Below are 22241 nucleotides of genomic sequence, written 5' to 3'. Positions count from 1 at the left end.
CATAGATCTGATGTGATAAATCTGATGTGCTCAGGTTCGCGTGATTTGCTTGCTTTTCGTCAGCCAGATCACCCACACGATCACAGAAACGCGCATGCTTCTTTCCCTTTCTTTCAGCCTCGAACGCGCGCCGTTCGAGCTCCTTGAGGCCCTCTCCAAGCGCTCCGAGGACATCGCGGCGGGGCTCGACGACCCCACGCTCACCGTTGGATCTGTCGTGCTCGCGACGTGCAACCGCTTCGAGGTGTACGCCGAGACGGGCCAAGGCAGGCCGGAGCCTGTGCTCGCGCGCATCGCTGCGGCCTCGGGAATCGAAGTTGCAGAACTTGCGGCCGCCGCAAGCAGCGCCACCGATCACGACACCGCGGCGCACCTCTTCGCCGTCGCCGCCGGCCTGCAGTCGGCGGTTGTCGGCGAGAGCGAGATCGCGGGCCAGGTGAGGCGGGCTCACGATGACGCGCGGGCCCGCGGCACGCTCACCCACGACCTCGAGCATCTCTTTCGCACCGCGACACGCACCTCACGCGAGGTGGGGCACCGCACCGACATCCGCTCGGCTGGCAGGTCGCTCGTACGCCTCGCGCTGCGGATGGCGGAGGCCCGCGTGGCCGACTGGGGCTCCGCACGCGTGCTGCTCATCGGCACTGGCGCCTACGCCGGCGCAACTGTGGCCGCGCTGCGGGCGCGCGGGGCCGGCACTATTCGGGTGTACTCCCCCTCGGGCAGAGCCGAGACCTACGCCGCAGAGCACGACCTCGTCGTCGTACCCCAGGGCGGACTCGCGGAGGCGCTCAACGCCGCCGACGTCGTCATCGCTTGCACCCGCGCGGAGGAGCCCGTGCTCACGGCCGAGCTGCTGCGACAAGAAGCGGCCGCATCGAACGAGCGACTGCTCATCGACCTCGGGATGCCCCGGAACATCGAGCACGCAGTCGCCGAGCTCCCTGGGATCGAACTGCTCGACCTCGAGACGGTCTCAAAGCATGCCCCCGTCGAAGAGCTCAGCACCGCCGCCGAGGCCCACGAGATCGTGCGGCAGGCCGCCGACGAGTTCTCCGCTTCCCGGGCTGAACGGGACGCGCTGCCCGCGCTGCTCGCCCTCCGCAAGCACGTCATGGGCATCCTTGAAGACGAGCTCTGCCGGGCCCGGACCGCCTCGCAGGCGACTGCCGCTGCGGGGTCGAGCGTTGGCCCAGGATTGCCCGCGAGCACGGCCTCCGCCACTGTCGCCGGTTCAGTCGCTGGTGCGCGTGCGGATACTGGCGTGGACTCCGGCACTGCCGGCTCCGATGCTTCCTTCGTCACGGCCGACTACGAGGCCGCGCTGCGAAGGTTCACCGGCAAGCTGCTGCACACGCCAATGACGCGGATCCGCACACTTGGGCGTGAGGGCCGAGTGCCTGCCGCTGCCGAGGCGCTCGAGACGCTCTTCGGCATCGAAACTGAGGCCGGCGGCCACACTCACGCGGAATGAGCACGGCACAGCCTCACGCCCCTCGCCCAACAGGGAGCTCCCCACCAAACAGGTAGTTCCCCCCAGACAGTCCCTTCCCACCAAAGAGTCCTTTTCCCGCCAAACAGGTAGTTCCCCACTGCGAGAAAAGTGCTGTCTTGCAGAGAAGTGCCTCGCTCGCGGTATCGACCGGCATCAACCGGCATCAACCTGCATCGACCCGTATCGACCGGCATCGACCGGCAGATACCGGCAGTACGCGGAAGTCAGGCGGCGGCGAGGCGCTGCGCGACCCGGGCGCGAACGACGGCGTGGATCTCGTCTGGGGTTCCCGAGGCGTCGACCACCAGGAAACGCTCCGGCGATGCCGCAGCCAGCTGGTGATACGCCTCGCGGACCGCGACATGGAACTCCTGCCGCTCCGACTCAAGCCTGTCGTCCTCGCGCGACGAGCGTCTGGCAGCCGCGATCTCGGGCGCGAGATCGAACAGTACCGTGACGTCTGGCCACAGCCCCCCGACCGCCCACTCGCTGATGCGGCGAACCTCATCAACATCGAGCACACGGCCGGCGCCCTGGTATGCGAGGGAGGAGTCGATGTACCGATCCTGCACGACGACCGCACCCCGCTCGATCGCGGGCCGAACGACCTTCGCGATGTGCTGTGCGCGGTCCGCCGCGTAGAGCAGCGCCTCGGCGCGCGGATCGACCGCGCCGATCTCGTCGCCGCCGTGCAGCAGCAGCCGGCGCACTTCGACTCCGAGCGGCGTGCCGCCGGGTTCCCGGGTGCGCACGACCTCACGGCCCTCGCCTGTCAGCCACGCGTCGAGCAGCGCCGCCTGCGTCGTCTTGCCGACGCTATCCCCGCCTTCGAGGGTAATGAACACGCCGGGCCTACTCTGCGGTCTCGGCCGCAGCGGCAGCCTCCGCTGCCTTCTTCGCGGCGTTGGCCTTGCGGGTCTCGGCTGCCTTCTTCGCCGCGGCGGAGCGGGCCGGATCCACGTCCTTCTTCGCCGCAGTGGACTTCTTGGCTGCGGGCCTCTTGGCTGCAGGCTTCTTCGCTGGCGCCTTCTTCTTGGCCGGCGCTTTCTTCTTCGCCGGGCCCTTCGCGCGCTTGATCGCGAGCAGGTCGATCGCGCGCTCGAACGTGATCTCATCGACGGAGTCGCCGCGCGGGATCGTCGCGTTCGTCTCGCCGTCAGTGACGTACGGGCCGAACCTGCCGTCCTTCACCTTCACGGGCTTGCCGCTCACGGGGTCGGCGTCGAATTCCTTCAGCGCCGAGCTCGCCTTGCGTGCGCCGTACTTCGGCTGAGCGAGCACCTCGAGGGCGCCGGGGAGGTCGATCGAGAAGATCGAATCCTCGCTCGGCAGCGTGCGGGTCTCCGTGCCCTTCTTGAGGTAGGGGCCGTAGCGACCGTTCTGCGCGGTGATCGGGTCGCCAGACTCCGGGTCGTTGCCGACAACGCGGGGCAGGTCGAGAAGCGCCACGGCGGTATCGAGGTCGACAGTCGCAGGATCCATCGATTTGAAGAGCGACGCGGTACGAGGCTTCTCGCCCTTCGGTAGCTCCTCGTCGTCGTTCGGCAGCTCCTGCACGTACGGCCCGAAGCGGCCATTCTTCGCGATGACGCGCTTGCCAGTGACAGGGTGCAGGCCGACAACGCGATCCTCAGCGGGCTCGGCGTCGGCGAGCTCGTGGGCGCGCTCGGGGGTGAGCTCGTCGGGGGCCATCCCGTCGGGGATGTTCACGCTGCGCGGCTTCAGCTCGCCGTTCTCGTCAACCTCGCTCTTCTCGTCGAAGACCTCGAGATACGGGCCGTACTTGCCATTACGAAGCGAAATCTGGTCGTCGATTCGGATCGTGTTGATCGCGCGCGCATCGATCTCACCGAGATTATCAACGACGCCGCGAAGACCCGGATGATTGTCGGTGCCGAAGTAGAACTCCTTCAGCCATTCCGAACGGTCAGTCTGGCCGGCGGCGATCTCGTCGAGGTCGCTCTCCATCTCGGCGGTGAAGTCGTAGTCGACGAGCGCCGCAAAGTGTTCTTCGAGCAGGCGCACCACGGAGAACGCGATCCAGCTCGGCACAAGCGCTTGGCCCTGCTTCGAGACGTAGCCGCGATCCATAATCGTGGAGATCGTCGAAGAGTAGGTCGACGGTCGCCCGATCCCGAGCTCCTCGAAGCGCTTCGTGAGGCTCGCCTCGGTGTAGCGCGGCGGCGGGCTCGTCTCGTGCTGCTTCGCCAGTGGCTCGCTGATCCCGAGCGCCTGCCCCTCGGTGAGCTGCGGGAGCGACACGTTCGACTTCTCCGCGTCGCCGCGCTTCTCGTCTTTGCCCTCTTCGTATGCGAGGAGGAACCCTGGGAACGTAATCACAGTGCCGCTGGCGGTGAACTCGGCGTCTGTCGTCGCAGACCCCTCGGCGACCGGGACGCCGAGGGTGACCGTGGCTGTCGAGCCCTTCGCGTCTGCCATCTGGCTCGCGACAGTGCGCTTCCAGATGAGGTCGTAGAGCGAGAACTCGCCCTGCGTGAGTTTGCCCTTGAGCTCACTCGGCCGCACAAACGTGTCGCCAGCTGGACGGATCGCCTCGTGTGCCTCCTGCGCGCCCTTCGCCTTCCCCGTGTAGACACGCGGCTTGTCGGGGACTGTCTCGGCGCCGTACAACGAGGCTGCCTGGCTGCGGGCCGCCTCAAGCGCCTGCTGCGAGAGCGTCGGCGAGTCGGTACGCATATACGTGATGTAGCCGTTCTCGTAGAGCGACTGCGCAAACGACATCGTCTGGCGCGAACTGAAGCGGAGCTTACGTGACGCCTCCTGCTGCAGGGTCGACGTCGTGAACGGCGCCGCGGGGCGGCGCGTGTGCGGCTTCGTTTCGAGCGCGCGCACGAGTGCGGCCGGCCCATCGCCGAGCGCTGCGGCGAGCGCATCTGCACGGGTACCGTCAAGCGCGATGACTCCCGCATCTGTCGCCTTCGCGGTCAGCTTGCCGGCGTCGTCAAAATCGCCGCCCGACGCGACACGGTTGCCATCGAGCCTCACAAGCTTTGCCTCGAACGGCACGCGATCAGGCGCATCTTCAGCCGGGCTGAAGCGTGCGGCGATGCTCCAATATTCTGCGGTCTTGAAGGCGAGACGCTCGCGCTCGCGATCAACGACGAGACGCGTGGCAGCCGACTGCACACGGCCTGCCGAGAGCTTCGGCGCGACCTTGCGCCAGAGCACCGGGGAAATGTCGTAGCCGTAGAGACGGTCGAGGATACGGCGGGTCTCCTGCGCGTCGACGAGAGCGGTGTCGAGCTCGCGGGTGTTCCGCTGCGCCTCTGCGATCGCGTCCTTGGTGATCTCGTGGAACACCATCCGGTGCACAGGAACCTTCGGCTTCAGCACCTCAAGCAGGTGCCACGCGATTGCCTCACCCTCGCGGTCCTCATCAGTTGCGAGGAAGAGCTCGTCGGCGCCCTTCAGCGCCCGCTTGAGCTCAGCGACTGTCTTCTTCTTATTGTCGTTAACGACGTAGTAGGGGGCGAAACCGTTGTCGACGTCGACGCCGAACTTGCCGAATGGCCCCTTCTTGAGCTCGGCGGGGAGCTCGGACGGTTCGGCGAGATCGCGAACGTGTCCGACCGATGACAGCACCTCGTAATCATCACCGAGGTAACCACCAATCGTGCGCGCCTTTGTCGGCGACTCCACGATGACTAGCTTTTTCCCCACGGCACTCCAATTCTCGCCTTTATATCCCGTACACGCGATTCGTCGCGCAGGGCTCCCTGCACCGCAACGATACACACAGTCACGTGAGAATCCGTCATTCCTAGCGACTTCCGTCTTCCCTTCGGGTTTCGTTCCCCGCACGGGTTATCCTGATTCTCAATTCGTTCCCCTTACATAGAGGCACCACACGTGAGCGCTAGTTTCTTCGCACTACTTGACGATATTGCCGTGCTCGCCCGAGCTGCAGCGGCATCGATCGACGACGTCGTCGCCGGGGCCGCGAAGGCCTCCGCAAAGGCCGCGGGCGTCGTCATCGACGACGCGGCAGTATCGCCCCAGTACGTGCAGGGGCTTACCCCCAAGCGGGAACTCCCAGTCGTCTGGAAGATTACGCGCGGCTCATTACTCAACAAAGCAATCATCATCGTAGGGATCATGGTGCTGAGCGCGTGGGCGCCGTGGATTTTCCCGTGGCTTCTCATTCTCGGTGGAACGTACCTCGCATACGAGGGCGCCGAAAAGGTGTGGCACTGGATTCGCCCGAGCCACGGCGACGCTGGGGGCGTCGAACAGGTCGTCGAACGCACGCAGACCGACGAAAAGCAGATGGTGTCAAGCGCGGTACGCACCGACCTCGTCCTCAGCATTGAGATCATGCTCATCTCCCTCGCAAACATCGAAGCCACTTCGTGGGGTATTCGACTTGCGACACTCGTCGTCGTTGGCCTCCTCATGACAGTCGCCGTTTACGGCACCGTAGCGCTTCTCATCAGGATGGACGATGTCGGGTTCTGGCTCATCAAACGTCCCGCGCGCTGGCTGCAGGCGACGGGCCGCGGCCTCGTGCAGGCAATGCCGTGGGTGTTCCGGGCACTCACGGTCGTCGGGGCGCTTGCGATGCTCTGGGTGGGCGGTCATATCCTCCTCGTCAATCTCGCAGAAGTGGGATTTAGCGCTCCCTACGACCTCGTGAGCTCGATCGTTCACGCCGCAACGCTTCCCGGTATTGTCACCTGGTTCGTCGACTCTGGCCTGTCAGCGGTGTTCGGCCTCGCCTGGGGCGCGGTTGTGATGCTCGGCCTCGGGCTGTTTGCGCGACTCAGGTTTCAAAAACCTGTCACGCACTAGGCTTTTGGCATGTCCAAGCACGATAGTGCCGCCACGCCTCGGGTTCGCCCGCGTGACCGCAAGCAACGTATCGAGCACGCTGCCGCGGCCGCGTTCTCGCGTCGCGGCTACCACGCAGTCAGCATGCAAGATATTGCTGACTCGGTCGGCATCTCGGCTCCCGCGCTGTATCGGCACTTCCCGAGCAAGTACGCGCTCTTCGTCAGCGCTGCGATGCTCCTCGTTGACCAACTCGCCGTGGTCACCGCAGACGCGGCGGAGCTTCCGTTGTCAACCGAAGACGAGGGCCGCGTCGCTCTCGGCGAACTCATCAGGGTCGTTGCCGACCTCACGATCGAACTGCGCGCGACGAGCGGGATCTACAAGTGGGAAGGCCGCTACCTCGAGCAGGCTGACCGGGCGCGGTTGAACGCTGGATTTCAGCTGAACGGCGACCGTTTCATCGCCGCGCACCGAAGCTACAGGCCCAATGTCGACGAGCTCGAGCGGGTCTACATGGCGCTTGGCACGTTTGCGGTGTTTGGGAGCATCTCCGCACACGACACCATTCTCGCTCGGCCCCGACTGCGAGCGCTTCTCACGACTGCGGCTTGGGATGTACTGAACGTCGATGTCTCGACATACCTGTCGCACACCTCGCCATCTGCTGACACGGCAGGCGAAGGCGGCCCAGCGGGTGGCGGCCCAGCGGTTCAGAGCTCCACAGTTGAGGGCTCAGCACCTGCGGGCTCTAAAGCTGCGGCCTCTACGGCTGCGGGCTCAACGCCGCCGCTCTCTCGGCGAGAGCGGCTCCTTGAGGCAAGCGTGCGACTCTTCGGGGCGCGCGGATACAACGAGACAACGATCGAGGAGATCGCAACCGAGGTCGACCTCACACCATCAGGTGTGTACAGGCACTTTGACGGCAAACACGCGCTGCTGCTCGCAGTGTACGAGCGTGCGACGCAATGGCTCTACCCACATCAGACCGAGGTCGAAGGGTCGCCGCTCTCACCGGTTGATCTGCTGCGCTCGCTCATCCGCGCCTACATTGAGCACTCCTTTCGGAGCCCGGAACTCATGCGGGTGTTTTTTGCCGAGAAAGGCAATCTCACCCCCCAGGAGTTGCGCGGAGTCCAGGCGTCGCAGGCAGCCTCCCTGCAGGCCTGGGTCGATTGCCTGCTTGACCTCCGCCCGGAACTGAACACCCGCGAAGCGACGGTGCTGGTGCACGCTGCGCTGGGGCTCATCACAGACCTGCTTGCGATCCTGCCGCGGTTTGATGATGAAGCGATGGCTCGGCTCATTGCGTTTACCGACGCGCTGCTCGGGATCGGGCCGGCGAGCGAGAGCCCCGACACACAGTGATGGCGGAGGCGCTCGACCGCTAGCCGCACTACCAGGTAAGCGATCCGTTAGCGACGTTCGCTCACTCCGGCGGGCCAGCCCTGGCATGCCGTTCGACCGCGAATAGCCCGACCCGCGACCTGACTGTCACCCGCACCTCGGCAACACCCGGCCCGACCGCACACTCGCCGAGCTCCGCACGGTTCTCCGCGGCGATTCGGTCTGCGAGTTCGCACGGCTCCTCATTCGTTCCGCCGGACACGAGTCCCACGAAGGTATCAGCGGCGGCAAGGGCTGCCGCGTCAGCGGCGTTGGACGCCTGTGCCCCAGCGACAAGCAGCTGCGAGGCGGCGAGTATCGGGAGTGCGAGCACGACCGAGCCTGCGGCAATTGCTGCAGCAACCGGCACGCTCATGTCGACCCCGTACTCGCCAACCCGTCTGAGAGCGCAGCGCATCCTCTCCCGCTCACCGAGAGTGGCGACAGCAGCCCCGTTCGTTGCCGAGACGTCACCACTACGCACAGCACCCCGCTTTCCACAGTCCTGTTGACGCTCGGGGAACCTCCGTGCTCGTCGAGACGCGCCTGCGCCACACCCGTGTCTCCACGCGCCTGCAGTCGGGCAAGGTCGCCAGCGAGCGCTGTCAGTGCAACACGTTCAGCCGACAGTTGGACAGTGCCGATCACCAGACCAAGCACGAGCAGAACTGCTGGCAGACCGACCGCGAACTCAGCGGTCACAGAGCCACGACGGTCTGCGATAAACGTGTGCACCATCAGCGTCTCACTCAGCTAGCCTGCGCTGCCGAGCGCGTTCTGCACGAGCCCCAGCAGCGCGCCACGGATCTCCTCTGAGCGCATAATGACAATCAGCAATCCCGCGAACGCGACTGCCGCCATGATGACAAGCGCATATTCGGCAGTGACCGCACCACGCTCGTCAGCGCGAAACCTGACGCGAAGTGACGCACCACGGCGAGCCCAGCCGATACGGCGCCCCCGGTTATTGCTTGTCCGTGAAGCTCCCTCTTCCGATCCGTTGAGTGGGGCGGGCTCCGAGCCCTCGAGTCTGGTCCGCTGATCTCGATCCTCTTCGCTCGCCGTATGCACGGCCTGGACCGGAAACCCCAAATCGTGGAGCACCTCGCGTTCGGTTCGCGCGTCATTCGCGCGCGCTTCCTCCCGCACAATTCCTTCTCTTGCTGTCGTAGTCATCCTTGCCTCCTTCTCAGTTGCGGGGCCGTGCGACAAGTTGCCGCCTGCGACTTCCGCGGTGGTAGTTCCATGGTGAGCGTGGGGGCATCGTTGCGGCGGGCGCAGGGCAATCATGTGTAGAGATTGCCGCCTCGGACGCCTGCAAGGCGGGGTGTGGACGACGACGGAGCCTTGCTGAGAACGCGCGGCCCCTCACACAACGCAACGCGCCGCTCAGCGCCGCAGTCTGAGATGACTGAGCGGGGTGTGTCTCGCCTGCGCGGGGTCACGACGGAAACAGGTCACCAACGAGCGCAACAACAATTGGCACGACTCCGACGGCGATGAATGCGGGCAACACACACGCGGCGAGCGGCAAGAGGATGCGCACCCCGAGCTTCTCAGCTTCGCGTTCCAGTGCGGCCTGCGTCTTCGCACGCTCGTCGTTCGCGACCTCGAGCAAGAGTCCGGAGGCCGGCACACCGGCGGCGGTCGCAACAGCCAGGGCGCGCGCGAGCGGCTCGCCCGCCCGAAGGCTGTCCAACTGCACCCATTCGGCGCGCGCTTCTGACACCGCATCGGCCACCCGCCTGAGCGCGAGCCTCGGCGGGGCCCCGCCTGCAAGGGCGACCCAAGCGAGCTCGCATTCAAGCCCAGCGACTCGGTCTTGCCGTTCTACCTGTGCGGTCAGCCTTGCCGTCCATTTCGCGCCGACGACCTGGAGGAGCACCCCGATACTGAGCAGTAGGGCTCCCACCGGGGAGAAGAACACCGGAACCGGGTTGAACCCAAGGATGAAGCTCACAGCGACGGAAGCAAGTGGGAGCCACATGACGAGCGTGGCAGTCATCTTCGGTCCTGCGAGCAGCACCGAACGTTTTCGAGCCCCGTCTGAGATGCTCTGCAACGCAGCAGCGATCCGCTCGAGCGCGGGCGCAAACGGGGCGCCGCTCGTCTCTGCGAGCTGCCAGGCAGCTCCAAGCACCCGCCAGTCAGGCCCATCAACCCCGGCAAATGCCAAACCGATGCTGGCGCCACCACGCACCGATTCCGTAATCTCCTGGATCGGTTCGCTGGAGAACTCATCGGCGATTGACCGCACGACTTGCGGAGGCGACATCCCTCCCCGCAGCAGCGCAGCACAGCGGCCTGCGACAACGGCCGAGCCAGCACCCCCGGCGGCGACATCATCTGTGCTCGCGCGGGACAGCACGCGATTCACACGGCCTCGGATCCGGCTCGCGAGGCGACTGTCCCCGCCCTGCGCGCCGAGCCTAGTACGCCTCGGCCGCACGGGTTGCCACCTCCAACGTGCCCCTACTTCCAACCCGCAACCTGCCGAGCTGGGAGACACGATGCACACCGCCCTCGCGACTCACGTGCACGACGAGATCAAGCACAGTCGCTTGGCGGGCGAGCATCTCGGGGCTCAGCCCGGCAAGCGTTCCAAGCGCTTCAAGCCTCGCCGGCACATCCTCGATTCCGTTCGCGTGAAGTGTCCCTGCGCCACCCTCATGCCCGGTATTGAGTGCCGCGAGCAATGTCGCAATCTCAGCGCCCCGACATTCTCCGAGCACGATCCGGTCGGGGCGCATTCTGAGCGCCTCCCGCAGTAGTCGGTCAAGGCTCACCTCGCCGGCGCCCTCAATGTTCGGCTGGCGCGACTCCAATGCAATGTGGTGCCGGTGGTCCGGCCGGAGCTCCGCCACATCTTCAATCGTCAGGAGCCTCTCATGCCCTGGGACAAGCGAAAGCAAGGATGACAACAAGGTGGTCTTTCCGCTCCCTGCCCCGCCAGTGACAAGGAGGTTTCGTCGGCCGACAACGCTTTCTGTCAGCAGCCGCGCGACCCTTCGTGAACAGCTCCCTGACGCAACGAGGTCATCGAGGCTTTGCGCATGTTGCGCGGGCAATCGAATCGAGATTGCTGTGCCCGCCACCGCCACGGGAGCAAGCACCGCGTGCACACGTATCGCGTCCCCAAGGTGCACATCCGCGATGGGGTTGAGCTCGTCAAGGTGCCTACCGCCAGCGGCGATGAGCGCCACCGCGAGCTTTCGGAGCTCGGCAGCTGGGGATTCCCAGCCTTCCACAATCTCCGCACCCCGTCCCCTGTCCACCCATAACTCACCCTTTCCCGCGACTGCGTGCAACATAATGTCGCGCACGTCAGGATCGTCGATAAGCGAGATCAAGCCCCCAAACGATCGCCGGGCGTCAATTCCGAGCGCGGCCGACCGGGGTGAGTCACTGCGAGACGCTCCCGGGTTCATGCGTCACAGCGAACCCGATGAAATCTCGTCACGCAAGACGCCGAGCCGAACTGTGGAGAGCCGATGCCGCTCCCCTCTTTCGGGGGGCCTGGGGACGAAGCCGCCGGGTCTACCATTGAGCGAGACAATGATGTTTCCTGATTGAAAGGGTAGCCATGAGCGACGATCACGGCACTATTGAAAGTCTTTCTGCCCTCGCCCACGACGCCGGTGAGAGCTACCCGCCTTCGCCGGAATTCCGCGAGCAAGCAAACCAGAACTCTTCAGAGATCTACCTTCGCGCCGCAGCCGATCCAGAAGCATACTGGGCTGAGCAGGCGCAGAATCGGCTCGCCTGGAAGAAGCCGTTCACCGAGGTTCTCGACTGGACAAACCCACCGTTCGCCCGGTGGTTCGCAGACGGCGAGCTCAACGTTGCAGAGAACTGCCTCGACAGGCACGTAGCGAACGGCCTCGGTGACCGCGTCGCGATCCACTTTGAGGGCGAACCAGGCGACACCCGCACGCTCACCTACGCCGAGCTCACCCACGAGGTCAAGCGCGCAGCCAATATGCTCGCGAGCCTCGGGGTCACCGCAGGCGACCGCGTCGCGATCTACATGCCGATGATTCCAGAGACAGTCATCGCAATGCTGGCAGTGGTTCGGCTCGGTGCGGCCCACTCGGTCGTCTTCGGCGGGTTCAGCGCCGAGAGCCTCCGGGCGCGCATTGATGACGTGGAGGCAGAGGTAGTTATTACCGCTGACGGTGGGTACCGAAAGGGACGAGTGTCACCGCTCAAGCCCGTCGTTGATCAGGCACTCGAGCTCGACGATGCAGACGGCAAGCCGACCACCGTGAAGCACGTGCTCGTAGTGAACCGGGGCGGCAACGAGGTCAATATGGTCGACGGCCGAGACCTCTGGTGGCACGAAGAGATTACCGCGTACGACGGCGACCACACGGCGCAGGGTTTCCCCGCCGAGAACCCGCTCTTCATCCTCTACACCTCCGGCACGACGGGCAAGCCGAAGGGCATCTTGCACACCACCGGCGGCTACCTCACTCAGGCGACCACAACTTTCAGCGACGTCTTCGATATCAAGCCAGAGAGCGACGTCTTCTGGTGCACTGCAGACGTTGGCTGGGTCACAGGCCACTCCTACATCGTGTACGGCCCGCTCTCCAATGGCGCAACGCAGGTGATGTACGAAGGCACGCCCGACACCCCAGACTGGGGCCGCTGGTGGCGGATCATCGAGAAGTACAAGGTGTCAATCTTCTACACGGCGCCCACCGCAATTCGCTCGTGCATGAAGGTCGGACGCCAAGTACCCGAGCAGTATGACCTTTCAAGCCTCCGGCTGCTTGGCAGCGTCGGCGAGCCAATCAACCCCGAGGCGTGGCGCTGGTACCGCGACGTGATCGGCGCCGGCAAGACGCCAATCGTCGACACGTGGTGGCAGACAGAGACCGGCGCCATGATGGTCGCGCCGCTTCCCGGACTCACCTCGCTCAAGCCCGGCAGCTCGCAGATCGCTCAGCCAGGCATCTCGATCGCCGTCGTCGACGACGAGGGCAACCCCGTGGAGAATGGCCAGGGCGGCCTGCTCGTCGTCGAGCGGCCATGGCCGTCGATGGTGCGAAACGTCTGGGGCGATCCGCAGCGATTCATCGACACCTACTGGGACAAGTTCGGCGATAAGTACTTCGCTGGCGACGGCGCACGCCTAGATGAGGATGGGGACATCTGGTTCCTCGGACGCGTCGACGACGTCATGAACGTCTCTGGCCACCGACTGTCCACGACAGAAATCGAGTCGGCACTCGTTGGCCATCACGCGGTCGCCGAGGCGGCAGTCGTCGGTGCCGATGACGAGACGACTGGCCAGGCGGTTGTCGCATTCGTGATCTTGAAGTCGCAGCAGCATCTCATCACCGAGGCAGAAGCTGAGCAAGAGCTCCGCTCGCATGTCGCGTCGCACATCGGCGCGATCGCTCGCCCGCGGAACGTCTATGTCGTGAACGAGCTGCCGAAGACTCGCTCGGGCAAGATCATGCGCCGGCTACTCAAAGACGCGGCCGAGGGACGGAAGATCGGCGACACCACCACGCTTGCAGACACGATGGTGATGCAGCTCATCTCTGACCGCGTGGTTGCAGAGCGCGGCGCGAAGTAACGCACCACGACGAAACGGGGGCGGCGGATCCAAATCGGATCCGCCGCCCCCGTCGCATATCGCGAGACGCCGCGAAGGCGCTTAGTCGCGAACGCGGAAGATGAACTCCACCTCGACGGGTGCATCAAGCGGCAGTACTGCGACGCCAACCGCCGAGCGTGCGTGGATGCCCTGGTCAGCAAACACCTTGCCGAGGAACACCGATGCGCCGTTTGCGACGATCGGCTGGCCGGTGAAGTTCGGTTCTGACGCGACGAACGCCGTTACCTTCACGACCTGCTCGACCTTGTCGAGCGAGCCGAGCACACCGCGGACCGCAGCGAGAGCGTTCAGCGCGCACAGCTGCGCGAGCTCCTGAGCCTGCTCAGGGCTCACGAGCCCCTCACCTTCGCCGACCTTGCCTGTCGCGACGAGCGAGCCGTTCGCAATGGGAAGCTGGCCCGACGTGTACACGTAGTCGCCGTCGCGGACGGCGGGGACGTACGCCGCGACCGCCGGGACGATTTCAGGAATTTCAAATCCGAGCTCGTTGATGCGCTCTTCGATAACTGATGACATATCAGGCCTTCCTCTTGAGATATGCGACGTTCCCACCTGCAGGGCCCTCGATGATCTGCACGAGTTCCCAGCCCTGTGCCCCCCAGTTATTGAGGATCTGGGCTTCGTTGTGCAGCAATAGCGGAGTCACGAAGTACTCCCATTTCGGTGCTTCTGGGGCATCACTCACGTGAAACTCCTCCTTGGAATTAGCGGGTGAAAACGCCTGGATTGGGCGCGAGCGGCGCTGATTACCAGCTTTTTCGCCTACCCTTGAGTCTATGACCCCAAAGGCCCCAAAGTCTTCGCGCGTGCCCACAGCCAAACCTCGTTCGGTTGGTGGCGTCGTCGGCGGAATCCTCGGCGCAGTAGCAATGAGCGCTATTGCAGGCATTCTTGTCACCGCTGCAGTCACCCCGGTAGTCGCCCTCTCGGGTGCTGCCGCGACGTCCGCAGTGAGCATTTTCGAGAACCTTCCCAGCAACCTCAAGCCAGGACAGCTCGCCGAGCCGAGCACCCTGTATGCGAAGCAGGGCGACAAGAACGTCAAGATCGCCGAGTTCTACGAGCAGGATCGCATCCCGGTCGGCTGGGACGATATTTCTCCATACGCCAAGGACGCCCTCGTCGCCATTGAGGATCCACGCTTCTACACCCACGGCGGCGTCGACGCGCTTGCGGCGTCGCGTGCCGTGCTGCAGAACGCCGCTGGCGGCAACATGTCCGGTGCTTCGACGATCACCATGCAGTACGTGCGCAACGTGCTCGTGCAGGAGTCGACGGCGGTGCCCGACCCCGAGGAGCAGAAGAAGGCCTACGAAGAGGCCATGCAGCAGACGATGGATCGCAAGCTCAAGGAGATGAAGCTCGCGATCGGCGTCGAGAAGAAGTTCACGAAGGACGAGATTCTCACCGGCTACATGAACATCGCGCTGTTCGGTCGCCAGGTGTACGGCATCGAGTCGGCCGCGCACTACTACTACAACACCACGGCAAAAGACCTCACGCTGCCGCAGGCCGCGAGCCTCATCGCTATCGTGAACCAGCCGACCGCGTACCAGCTCGATATCGAGGAGAACGTCGAGGCGAACAAGACCCGCCGCGACCTGATCCTGAATCAGATGTACAAGCACGGCAAGATCACCGAGGCGCAGCGTGACGAGGCGATCGCTACTCCCGTCGAGCCGAAGATCACCCCGCGCGTGCAGGGTTGCGCCGCTGCCGAGTCGACGTACGGCCTCGGCCACTTCTGCGACTTCGTGCAGAACCAGATGAAGAAGGACGAAAGCTTCGGCCCCGATGCCGAGACGCGCGACTTCAACATGCGCCGCGGTGGCTACGACATCTACACGACGATCGATCTCGACCTGCAGAAGGCAGCGACCGACGCGGTTCGCGCCGAGGTGCCGAAGACGATGGAGGGCATCGACGTCGGTGGCGCAACGGTCAGCACCGAGGTCGGCACAGGCCGCGTGCTCGCGATGGCGCAAAACCGGCCCTACAGTAACGATGAAGCGCTGATGAGCCAGGGCTACACGGCCATCAACTACAGCACGGACCAGAGCGACGGTGGCTCCTCGGGCTTCCAGGTCGGATCGACGTTCAAAGCGATCACGCTCGCAGAGTGGATTCGCTCGGGCCATTCGGTGCGCGACGTGGTGAACGTGAACGGCCGTACCGTGCAGCTGCAGAGCTTCGGTGCGAGCTGCATGGACGGTGGCGTTTATGACTACGGCTCGTGGGAGTTCAAGAACGACAACCTCGGAGTGCGCGGCAACCAGTCGGTACTGACCGCGGTCGCCCAGTCACTTAACGGTGGCTTCGTCTCGATGCAGCAGCAGATGGACCTCTGCGACACGTTCGCGCTCGCGAAGAAGCTCGGCCTCCACCGCGCGTCTCCCGCAACGCACCCCGATTTCCCGAACAATGGCACTCTTGAGCTCACGATGAACCCGTCGAACACGTTCGGCGGCACCGACGAGATGTCGCCGCTCACCATGTCGACCGCCTTCGGGGCCTTCGCAGGCAAGGGCAAGGTGTGCACCCCGGTCGCCATCGACTCGATCACGGGGCCAACCGGCGAGGCAGTGCCGTTCAAGAAGAGCGAGTGCTCTGAGGCGCTCTCCCCCGAGGTCGCAGCCGGCGTCGCGTACGCCCTCGAGTACACGATCAACAACGGCATCGCTGGCCACGCGCGCTCGCAGTTCGGCATCCCGCACCTCGCGAAGACGGGCACCACAGATGAGTACATCGACAACTGGACCGTCGGCGCCTCGAGCAAGGTTTCGACTGCCACCTGGGTCGGCAACGTCGGCCCGAACCCGCAGTGCCTCGGGCAGCCCGACTGCTCGCGCGTCGATACCCGCAACTTCGGCGGATACCAGGGTCTCACCGCGGCTGACAGCCGCATCTGGCCTGCAGTAATGTACGTCGCTGACGAGAAGTTCGGCGGCGAAGGCTTCGGCGACCCGGCAGCGACGGCACTGCGCCAGACCATGGTCAACGTACCCGACGTGACAGGCAAGTCGTTCGACGAGGCCGCAGGCATTCTTGAGAACGCCCGCTTCTCGTACCGCGATGGCGGCGAGGTCGACTCGTCAGTTCCGAAGGGCATGATCGCCCGGACCGATCCCGGCGCAGGCGCAGCAACTGGCCTCGGTACCGAGATCACCCTCTACCGTTCGCGCGGCAACGCCGCGAAGGTTCCGGGTGGCCTCGGCGGCATGACAGCGAAGGAAGCTGAGAGCGCGCTCAAGTCTGCGGGCTTCACCTCGGTGACCACGAGCTGCACGGGTGGCGGCAAGGTCGATGGGGGCAAGGACAAGGTTGAGTCGGTCTCCCCTGCAGCTGGCGAGGAAGTCGCACTGAACTCCCGCGTGACGCTCAGCGTGAAGTGCTCGTAACCTCAGATGGCACGTAGCTCACGCTGTTGCTCTCCCGCTGCGGTCCTTGGATGGACCGCAGCGGGAGTGCTGCTCTGGTCAACCGTTGTCGAGCGCCGGCTCTTCACGATCCGCAGGCACGACATTCCGATCTTGCCCGAGGGCGCGGCACCGATTCGAGTGCTGCAGCTGTCAGACCTCCACCTCGCGCCCTGGCAGACGAACAAGATGAACTGGGTGCGCTCCCTCGCCGAGCTGAAGCCCGACCTCGTCGTGCTCACTGGAGACCTCATGGGGCACGTTGGCGCGCGGCCGTCGCTGCTACATACGCTCGAAGCGTTCACCGGAATCCCGACGCTCTTCGTGCACGGTTCGAACGACTACTACGGGCCGAGGCTCAAAAATCCACTGAAGTATCTTCGCGAACCGAGCAGGCTTGCTACACGCGAGCAGGACATTGACAACGCTCAGCTCACCGCGGGGATGACTGCCCTCGGGTTCACCGACCTGAACAACTCGGCGACCTCGCTCGAAGTGCGTGGCACGAAACTTCACTTCTTCGGCCTCAACGATCCACACATCAAACTCGACGACGGCGACGCGATGCGCGCGGCGATCGCATCAGCAGAGATCACCGATCCCGACCCCTCAGCTCCACGGATCGGCGTCGTTCACGCCCCCTACCAATCGGCGCTCGGCGAGCTGCTCGACGAGGGAGCCGACCTGATACTCGCGGGTCACACGCACGGCGGACAGGTTCGCGTGCCTGGCGTGGGCGCGCTCACCTCGAACAGCGACCTCCCGACGAACCAGGCTCGCGGTTTGAGCGTTTGGTACGACGCGCACCGCGCCGCATACCTCAACGTGAGTGCGGGCCTCGGGAACTCGATCTATGCGCCAGTCCGATTCGCCTGCCGGCCCGAGGCAAGTCTCATCACGCTAACGTCGCCCACGGCCTGATCTCCGTGCCGAGGGCTGCAGGTGCTGGCTGCCGCCCGGCCGAGAGCGCTGCCCTCAGACACACGAACTGTGATCTGCAGAAGATGCGCCTGCTCCGCGAGGCGGAGGACATTCGAACTGCAGATCACAGTTCTAGCGTGTTGGACCTGGCGTAGGAGGTCCTAGGCACCCCCAAAGGATCCCCACGGGAAGCCCCAGGGGATCCTCAGAAAGCCCCAAGCAAGCCCCAGAGCCCCCAAAGGAGAGCCCAGCGGGGCCCGCCCCTATACGAGCGTCGGAAGCAGCTTTGAGAGCCGCTCAGCGGCCTCCCGGGTGGCCTCTGCCGTGTTGAATGCGCTCAGCCTGAAGTGGCCCGCACCCGTCGGGCCGAATCCGACCCCCGGAGTACCCACGATCTGCGCCCGCTCGAGCAGTGCATCGAAGAACGCCCACGAGTCCATTCCCCCAGGGCACCTGAACCAGACGTAGGGCGAGTGCTCGCCACCGACCGCGCTCACGCCGGCGTTCTCGAGTGTCGCGCGGATGAGGCGCGCGTTCTGCAGGTAGTAGTCGACGTCTGCCTGAACCTGTTCACGCCCCTCTGCGCTGTAGACGGCCTCGGCGGCCCGCTGCACGATGTACGGGGTGCCGTTGAACTTCGTCGACTGCCTGCGCAGCCACATCGCGTTCAGTGAGGCGCCGTCTCGCAGGAGCTTCTTCGGCACCACTGTCCACGAGCACCTCAGGCCTGTGAAGCCAGCGGTCTTTGAGAACGAGCCCAGCTCGATTGCGACCTCGTCTGCGCCCTCGATCTCGTAGATCGACCGTGGGACGTCGTCGCCAGTGATGAACGCGCGATAGGCCACGTCAAAAAGAATCACCGCGCCAGTTCGCCGCGCGTACTGCACCCACTCCTCGAGCTCACCTCGGCTCATCGTCGTGCCTGTCGGGTTTCCGGGCGAGCACAGGTAGATGAGTTCAACGGGTTCGGACGGGAGCGGCGGCCGGTACTCGTTCGTGTCGTCACACGGCAGGTAGGTGAGACCCGTCCAGCGTTCGCCGTTGAACGAGCCAAGCCTGCCCGCCATCGCGTTCGAATCGACGTACACCGGGTACACGGGGTCGGTCACTGCGACGCGTGCGGCCTCAGAGAAGAGTTCTTGGATGTTCGCGGAGTCAGACTTCGAGCCGTCTCCAATGAAGATCTCGTCGGCAGCGACGTCTACACCGATTGCCGCGTACTCCCCCTCCGCGATCGCTTCCCGGAGAAACTCGTAGCCTGCCTCTGGGCCATATCCTTGGAACCCTTCGGCGGTTGCCTGCTCATCGACGGCCGCGTGCAGCGCCGCGATGACCGCGGGCGCGAGCGGCCTGGTCACGTCGCCGATACCGAGCCGCAAGACCCGCGCGTCAGGGTGCTGCTGTTCGAAGCGCCGCACGCGCTCGGCGACCTCGCTGAAAAGGTACGACTGGGGAATCTCCCCGAAGTGTGTGTTGATGATCATCGGGGAGATCCTGTCCGTTCCGTGTGTTAGTCGGTGAGCTTGGCTGCGACGACCTCGGCGAGCTGCACAGTGTTGAGTGCAGCGCCCTTGCGCAGGTTGTCGTTGGAGACGAAGAAAACGAGCCCGCGGCCCTCGGGGGCGGACTGGTCGGCGCGGATTCGACCAACGTAGCTGGGGTCGTTTCCTGCCGCTTCGAGCGGTGTGGGGACGTCGCTGAGCGCGACGCCGGGGGCTGAGCTGAGAACTTCGCGGGCCCGCTCAGGGGTGATGGGGTTCGCGAACTCTGCGTGGATCGCCAGTGAGTGTCCGGTGAACACGGGAACACGCACGCAGGTCCCCGCGACGAGCAGATCTGGCAGACCGAGAATCTTCCGGCTCTCGTTGCGCAGCTTCTTCTCTTCGTCGGTCTCGCCCTCGCCGTCTTCAACGATCGAGCCAGCGAGCGGGATCACATCGAACGCAATCGTCTTCGTATAGACGGCCGGTTCGACGAAGTCGACAGCCTTGCCGTCGTGCACGAGTCCTTCGATGTTGCCGGTCTCCACCGCAGCCGTGACCTGACCCGCGAGTTCTGCAACACCGGCGAGGCCCGAGCCCGACACTGCCTGGAACGTCGTCACCTTCATCCGCTCGAGGCCTGCCTCGGCGTCGAGCACCTTCATCACTGGCATCGCGGCCATCGTGGTGCAGTTCGGGTTCGCAACGATTCCCTTGCGAGCCGCGACTGTCGCGTCAAGGTCGGCTGGGTTGACCTCACTCACGACGAGCGGGATCGCAGGATCCATGCGCCAGGCACTCGAGTTGTCGATGACGATCGCGCCGGCCTCGGCGAACTGCGGTGCGTATTCCTTGGAAGCGGCGCCGCCTGCCGAGAAGAGCACGATGTCGAGCCCGGCCTTGTCGGCTGTCGCTACATCTTCAACAGTGATGTCGGCGCCCCGGAAGCTTAACGTGCTCCCAGCTGATCGCGCGCTCGAGAAGAGGCGCAGTGAGGCGACGGGGAAGTCACGCTCCTGAAGGAGCGTACGAATCACAGCGCCGACCTGCCCCGTGGCGCCAACGATGGCGACGGCAAAACCCTGCTGTTCAGTCATGTGAATGGATCCTGTCTGAGTGCTTCAAGTATGTGTGTTTGCTAGCCGCGGCAGCGCTACCGGCCAGTGCCTGCGTAGACCGTTGCTGTCTCTTCAGCATCGAGGCCGAACGCAGTGTGGAGCACGCGCACAGCCTTTTCCATGAGGTCGGCGCGGGTCACGACCGAGATTCGGATCTCTGATGTCGAGATCATCTCGATGTTGATGCCTGCCTCATACAGAGCCCGGAAGAGCTGCGCTGAGACTCCCGAGCTCGTGCGCATTCCCGCACCGACGACTGCGATCTTCGCGATCTGGTCGTCATACAGCAGGGTCTCGAATCCGAGATCGTCGCGCGCAGCCTCGAGCGCCTCAGTCACCTTGCGGCCCTCGCCCATCGGAACCGTGAACGAAATGTCGGTGCGGTTCGTGTCTGCGGCGGAGATATTCTGCACGATGATGTCGATGTTGGCGTCGGTCTTCGCGACGACCTCGAAGATCTGCGCGGCCTTCCCTGGAATGTCTGGTACTCCGCCGACAGTAATCTTCGCTTCGCTTGCCTCGGCTGCGACGCCAGTGATGACCGAGTCTTCCACAAGATCTCCCTTCGGGTGCCCAGTTTTGGGCGTGTACACAACAGTTCCTGGTTCGCCGGAGAACGATGAGCGCACATGCAGCTCGACTCCGTGGCGGCGCGCGTATTCGACGGCGCGAAGGTGCAGCACCTTCGCGCCCGACGCGGCAAGCTCAAGCATTTCTTCGGACGAGATCGCGTCGATCTTCCGAGCGAGCGGGGCGACGCGAGGGTCGGTCGTGAAGACGCCGTCGACGTCAGTGTAGATCTCACACCGATCTGCGTTGAGTGCGGCCGCGAGCGCGACAGCGGTCGTGTCTGAGCCGCCGCGTCCAAGCGTCGTGATGTCTCGCGAGTCACGGCTGAAGCCCTGGAAGCCTGCAACAATTGCGACGGCGCCCTCGTCAAGCGCCTCGCGCACGCGGCCCGGGGTGACGTCGACGATCTTCGCCGAACCGTGGTCGGGCGTCGTGATCATGCCGGCCTGGCTGCCGGTGAACGACAGGGCTTCAACACCCATTCCCTTGATCGTCATCGCCAGCAACGCCATTGAGATGCGCTCACCCGAGGTGAGCAACATGTCAAGCTCGCGGGGTGCAGGGATCGGCGTGCAGTCAGCGGCAAGATCGAGAAGCTCGTCGGTGGTGTCACCCATCGCGCTCACGACGACAACGACCTCGTTGCCCGTGCGACGAGTCTCGACGATGCGCTTCGCGACGCGCTTAATGCTCTCTGCGTCCGCGACAGACGACCCCCCGAATTTCTGCACGATCAATGCCACGAGGGTCCTCCTTGGTTCTGGGCCAGCTTCTAGTCTAGCGCGAGGCGTATTCCCCGGCTTCGCGTGGCGCTGGCGTTACGTCGCGTTACTCGACGACGCGACGGCCCTCAAAGGCTCGGCCGAGCGTCACCTCGTCAGCGAATTCGAGATCTCCGCCGACAGGGAGCCCCGATGCGAGGCGCGAGACAGGCACGTCGATACTTGTGAGCAGGCGGGAGAGGTAGGCCGCCGTTGCCTCACCCTCGAGGTTCGGGTCGGTCGCGATGATCACCTCGCGGATCCTGTCGTCTCCCGTCGCTTCCCCGAGTCTGCGCATAAGCGCTGGGATGCTGAGATCGTCAGGGCCGATGCCGTCGATCGGGCTGATGGCCCCTCCAAGTACGTGGTAGAGGCCGCGGAACTGACGGGTGCGCTCGATGGCGACGACGTCTTTGGGCTCCTCGACAACGCAGATGAGGGTGTGGTCGCGCCTCGCATCAGAGCAGATGCTGCAGCGAGTCTGCTCAGTAATGTTGCCGCAGACCTCGCAGAAGCGGACGCGCTCGCGCACCTCAGTCAACAGCTCGGCGAGCTTGGACACGTCGAAGCTTTGCGTCTGCAGGATGTGAAAAGCAATGCGCTGGGCCGACTTCGGCCCGATGCCAGGGAGCCTGCCAAACTCGTCGATCAGGTCTTGCACGATTCCGTCGTACAT

General features: G+C 64.6%; 19 protein-coding genes. 6 read left to right on the top strand and 13 right to left on the bottom strand.

What is annotated here, in order from left to right; all coding sequences use genetic code 11:
- Positions 1-94: 94 nt before the first annotated feature.
- Positions 95-1474, top strand: a complete 1380-nt coding sequence (locus KI794_RS02235) for a glutamyl-tRNA reductase (protein WP_255808977.1) — start codon at positions 95-97, stop codon at positions 1472-1474.
- A 245-nt stretch (positions 1475-1719) separates the two neighbouring features.
- On the opposite strand, the gene tmk is transcribed toward KI794_RS02235, so the two are convergent.
- Positions 1720-2340, bottom strand: a complete 621-nt coding sequence (gene tmk, locus KI794_RS02230) for a dTMP kinase (RefSeq protein ID WP_255808976.1) — start codon at positions 2338-2340, stop codon at positions 1720-1722.
- A gap of 7 nt (positions 2341-2347) precedes the next feature.
- The gene (topA, locus tag KI794_RS02225; RefSeq protein ID WP_119281353.1) at positions 2348-5176 is read right to left on the bottom strand and encodes a type I DNA topoisomerase; all 2829 of its coding nucleotides are present in this window, start codon (positions 5174-5176) and stop codon (positions 2348-2350) included.
- Between the two features lie 189 nt (positions 5177-5365).
- On the opposite strand from topA, the gene KI794_RS02220 reads away from it, so the two are divergent.
- Together KI794_RS02220 and KI794_RS02215 are read left to right on the top strand one after the other, a co-directional pair.
- Positions 5366-6304 (top strand): DUF808 domain-containing protein, encoded by a 939-nt coding sequence (locus KI794_RS02220; RefSeq protein ID WP_119281354.1) that lies wholly within the window; start codon positions 5366-5368, stop codon positions 6302-6304.
- 9 nt (positions 6305-6313) lie between these two features.
- A complete protein-coding gene (locus KI794_RS02215; protein ID WP_255808975.1) occupies positions 6314-7651 on the top strand; it encodes a TetR/AcrR family transcriptional regulator in 1338 nt (445 codons plus the stop codon).
- A gap of 61 nt (positions 7652-7712) precedes the next feature.
- Here KI794_RS02215 and KI794_RS02210 read toward each other — a convergent pair whose 3' ends face one another.
- The 5 genes from KI794_RS02210 to KI794_RS02190 all read right to left on the bottom strand — a co-directional run bounded on the left by KI794_RS02210 (position 7713) and on the right by KI794_RS02190 (position 11097).
- Positions 7713-8045 (bottom strand): Rv3654c family TadE-like protein, encoded by a 333-nt coding sequence (locus KI794_RS02210; RefSeq protein WP_119281371.1) that lies wholly within the window; start codon positions 8043-8045, stop codon positions 7713-7715.
- On the bottom strand, positions 8042-8407 hold the full coding sequence (locus KI794_RS02205; protein WP_255808974.1) for a TadE/TadG family type IV pilus assembly protein: 366 nt from the start codon (positions 8405-8407) through the stop codon (positions 8042-8044). The genes KI794_RS02210 and KI794_RS02205 overlap by 4 nt, the downstream gene beginning before the upstream one ends.
- Before the next feature lie 15 nt (positions 8408-8422).
- Positions 8423-8845 (bottom strand): DUF4244 domain-containing protein, encoded by a 423-nt coding sequence (locus tag KI794_RS16245; RefSeq protein ID WP_370647841.1) that lies wholly within the window; start codon positions 8843-8845, stop codon positions 8423-8425.
- A 265-nt stretch (positions 8846-9110) separates the two neighbouring features.
- Entirely contained in the window at positions 9111-10037 is a 927-nt protein-coding gene (locus tag KI794_RS02195; protein WP_255809717.1) for a type II secretion system F family protein, read from the bottom strand.
- 61 nt (positions 10038-10098) lie between these two features.
- Positions 10099-11097 carry a CpaF family protein gene (locus KI794_RS02190; RefSeq protein WP_255808973.1) on the bottom strand — a complete coding sequence of 333 codons (999 nt, stop codon included), beginning with the start codon at positions 11095-11097 and terminating at the stop codon, positions 10099-10101.
- A gap of 155 nt (positions 11098-11252) precedes the next feature.
- On the opposite strand from KI794_RS02190, the gene acs reads away from it, so the two are divergent.
- Positions 11253-13256, top strand: a complete 2004-nt coding sequence (acs, locus tag KI794_RS02185) for an acetate--CoA ligase (RefSeq protein WP_119281359.1) — start codon at positions 11253-11255, stop codon at positions 13254-13256.
- An 81-nt stretch (positions 13257-13337) separates the two neighbouring features.
- On the opposite strand, the gene KI794_RS02180 is transcribed toward acs, so the two are convergent.
- On the bottom strand, positions 13338-13814 hold the full coding sequence (locus tag KI794_RS02180) for a RidA family protein (RefSeq protein WP_119281605.1): 477 nt from the start codon (positions 13812-13814) through the stop codon (positions 13338-13340).
- Position 13815: 1 nt separating this feature from the next.
- Complete coding sequence (locus tag KI794_RS02175) at positions 13816-13983, bottom strand: DUF4177 domain-containing protein (RefSeq protein ID WP_119281866.1); 168 nt, start codon at positions 13981-13983, stop codon at positions 13816-13818.
- Positions 13984-14074: 91 nt separating this feature from the next.
- Between KI794_RS02175 and KI794_RS02170 the strand changes: the two genes are divergently transcribed.
- Positions 14075-16696 (top strand): transglycosylase domain-containing protein, encoded by a 2622-nt coding sequence (locus KI794_RS02170; RefSeq protein WP_255808972.1) that lies wholly within the window; start codon positions 14075-14077, stop codon positions 16694-16696.
- Positions 16697-16702: 6 nt separating this feature from the next.
- Positions 16703-17635, top strand: a complete 933-nt coding sequence (locus KI794_RS02165; RefSeq protein ID WP_255808971.1) for a metallophosphoesterase — start codon at positions 16703-16705, stop codon at positions 17633-17635.
- 263 nt (positions 17636-17898) lie between these two features.
- Here KI794_RS02165 and KI794_RS02160 read toward each other — a convergent pair whose 3' ends face one another.
- From KI794_RS02160 to recR, 4 genes are all read right to left on the bottom strand, one after another.
- Positions 17899-19119, bottom strand: a complete 1221-nt coding sequence (locus KI794_RS02160; protein ID WP_255808970.1) for an LL-diaminopimelate aminotransferase — start codon at positions 19117-19119, stop codon at positions 17899-17901.
- A 26-nt stretch (positions 19120-19145) separates the two neighbouring features.
- A complete protein-coding gene (locus tag KI794_RS02155) occupies positions 19146-20213 on the bottom strand; it encodes an aspartate-semialdehyde dehydrogenase (RefSeq protein WP_255808969.1) in 1068 nt (355 codons plus the stop codon).
- 56 nt (positions 20214-20269) lie between these two features.
- Positions 20270-21547 carry an aspartate kinase gene (locus tag KI794_RS02150; protein ID WP_119281610.1) on the bottom strand — a complete coding sequence of 426 codons (1278 nt, stop codon included), beginning with the start codon at positions 21545-21547 and terminating at the stop codon, positions 20270-20272.
- 85 nt (positions 21548-21632) lie between these two features.
- Complete coding sequence (gene recR / locus KI794_RS02145; RefSeq protein WP_119281611.1) at positions 21633-22241, bottom strand: recombination mediator RecR; 609 nt, start codon at positions 22239-22241, stop codon at positions 21633-21635.

Origin of the sequence: Leucobacter aridicollis (assembly GCF_024399335.1) — a bacterium.
In the GTDB taxonomy this organism is placed as follows: domain Bacteria; phylum Actinomycetota; class Actinomycetes; order Actinomycetales; family Microbacteriaceae; genus Leucobacter; species Leucobacter aridicollis_A.
Note: the sequence above shows the minus strand (reverse complement) of the source record. Positions and strands in the feature narration are given on the sequence as shown.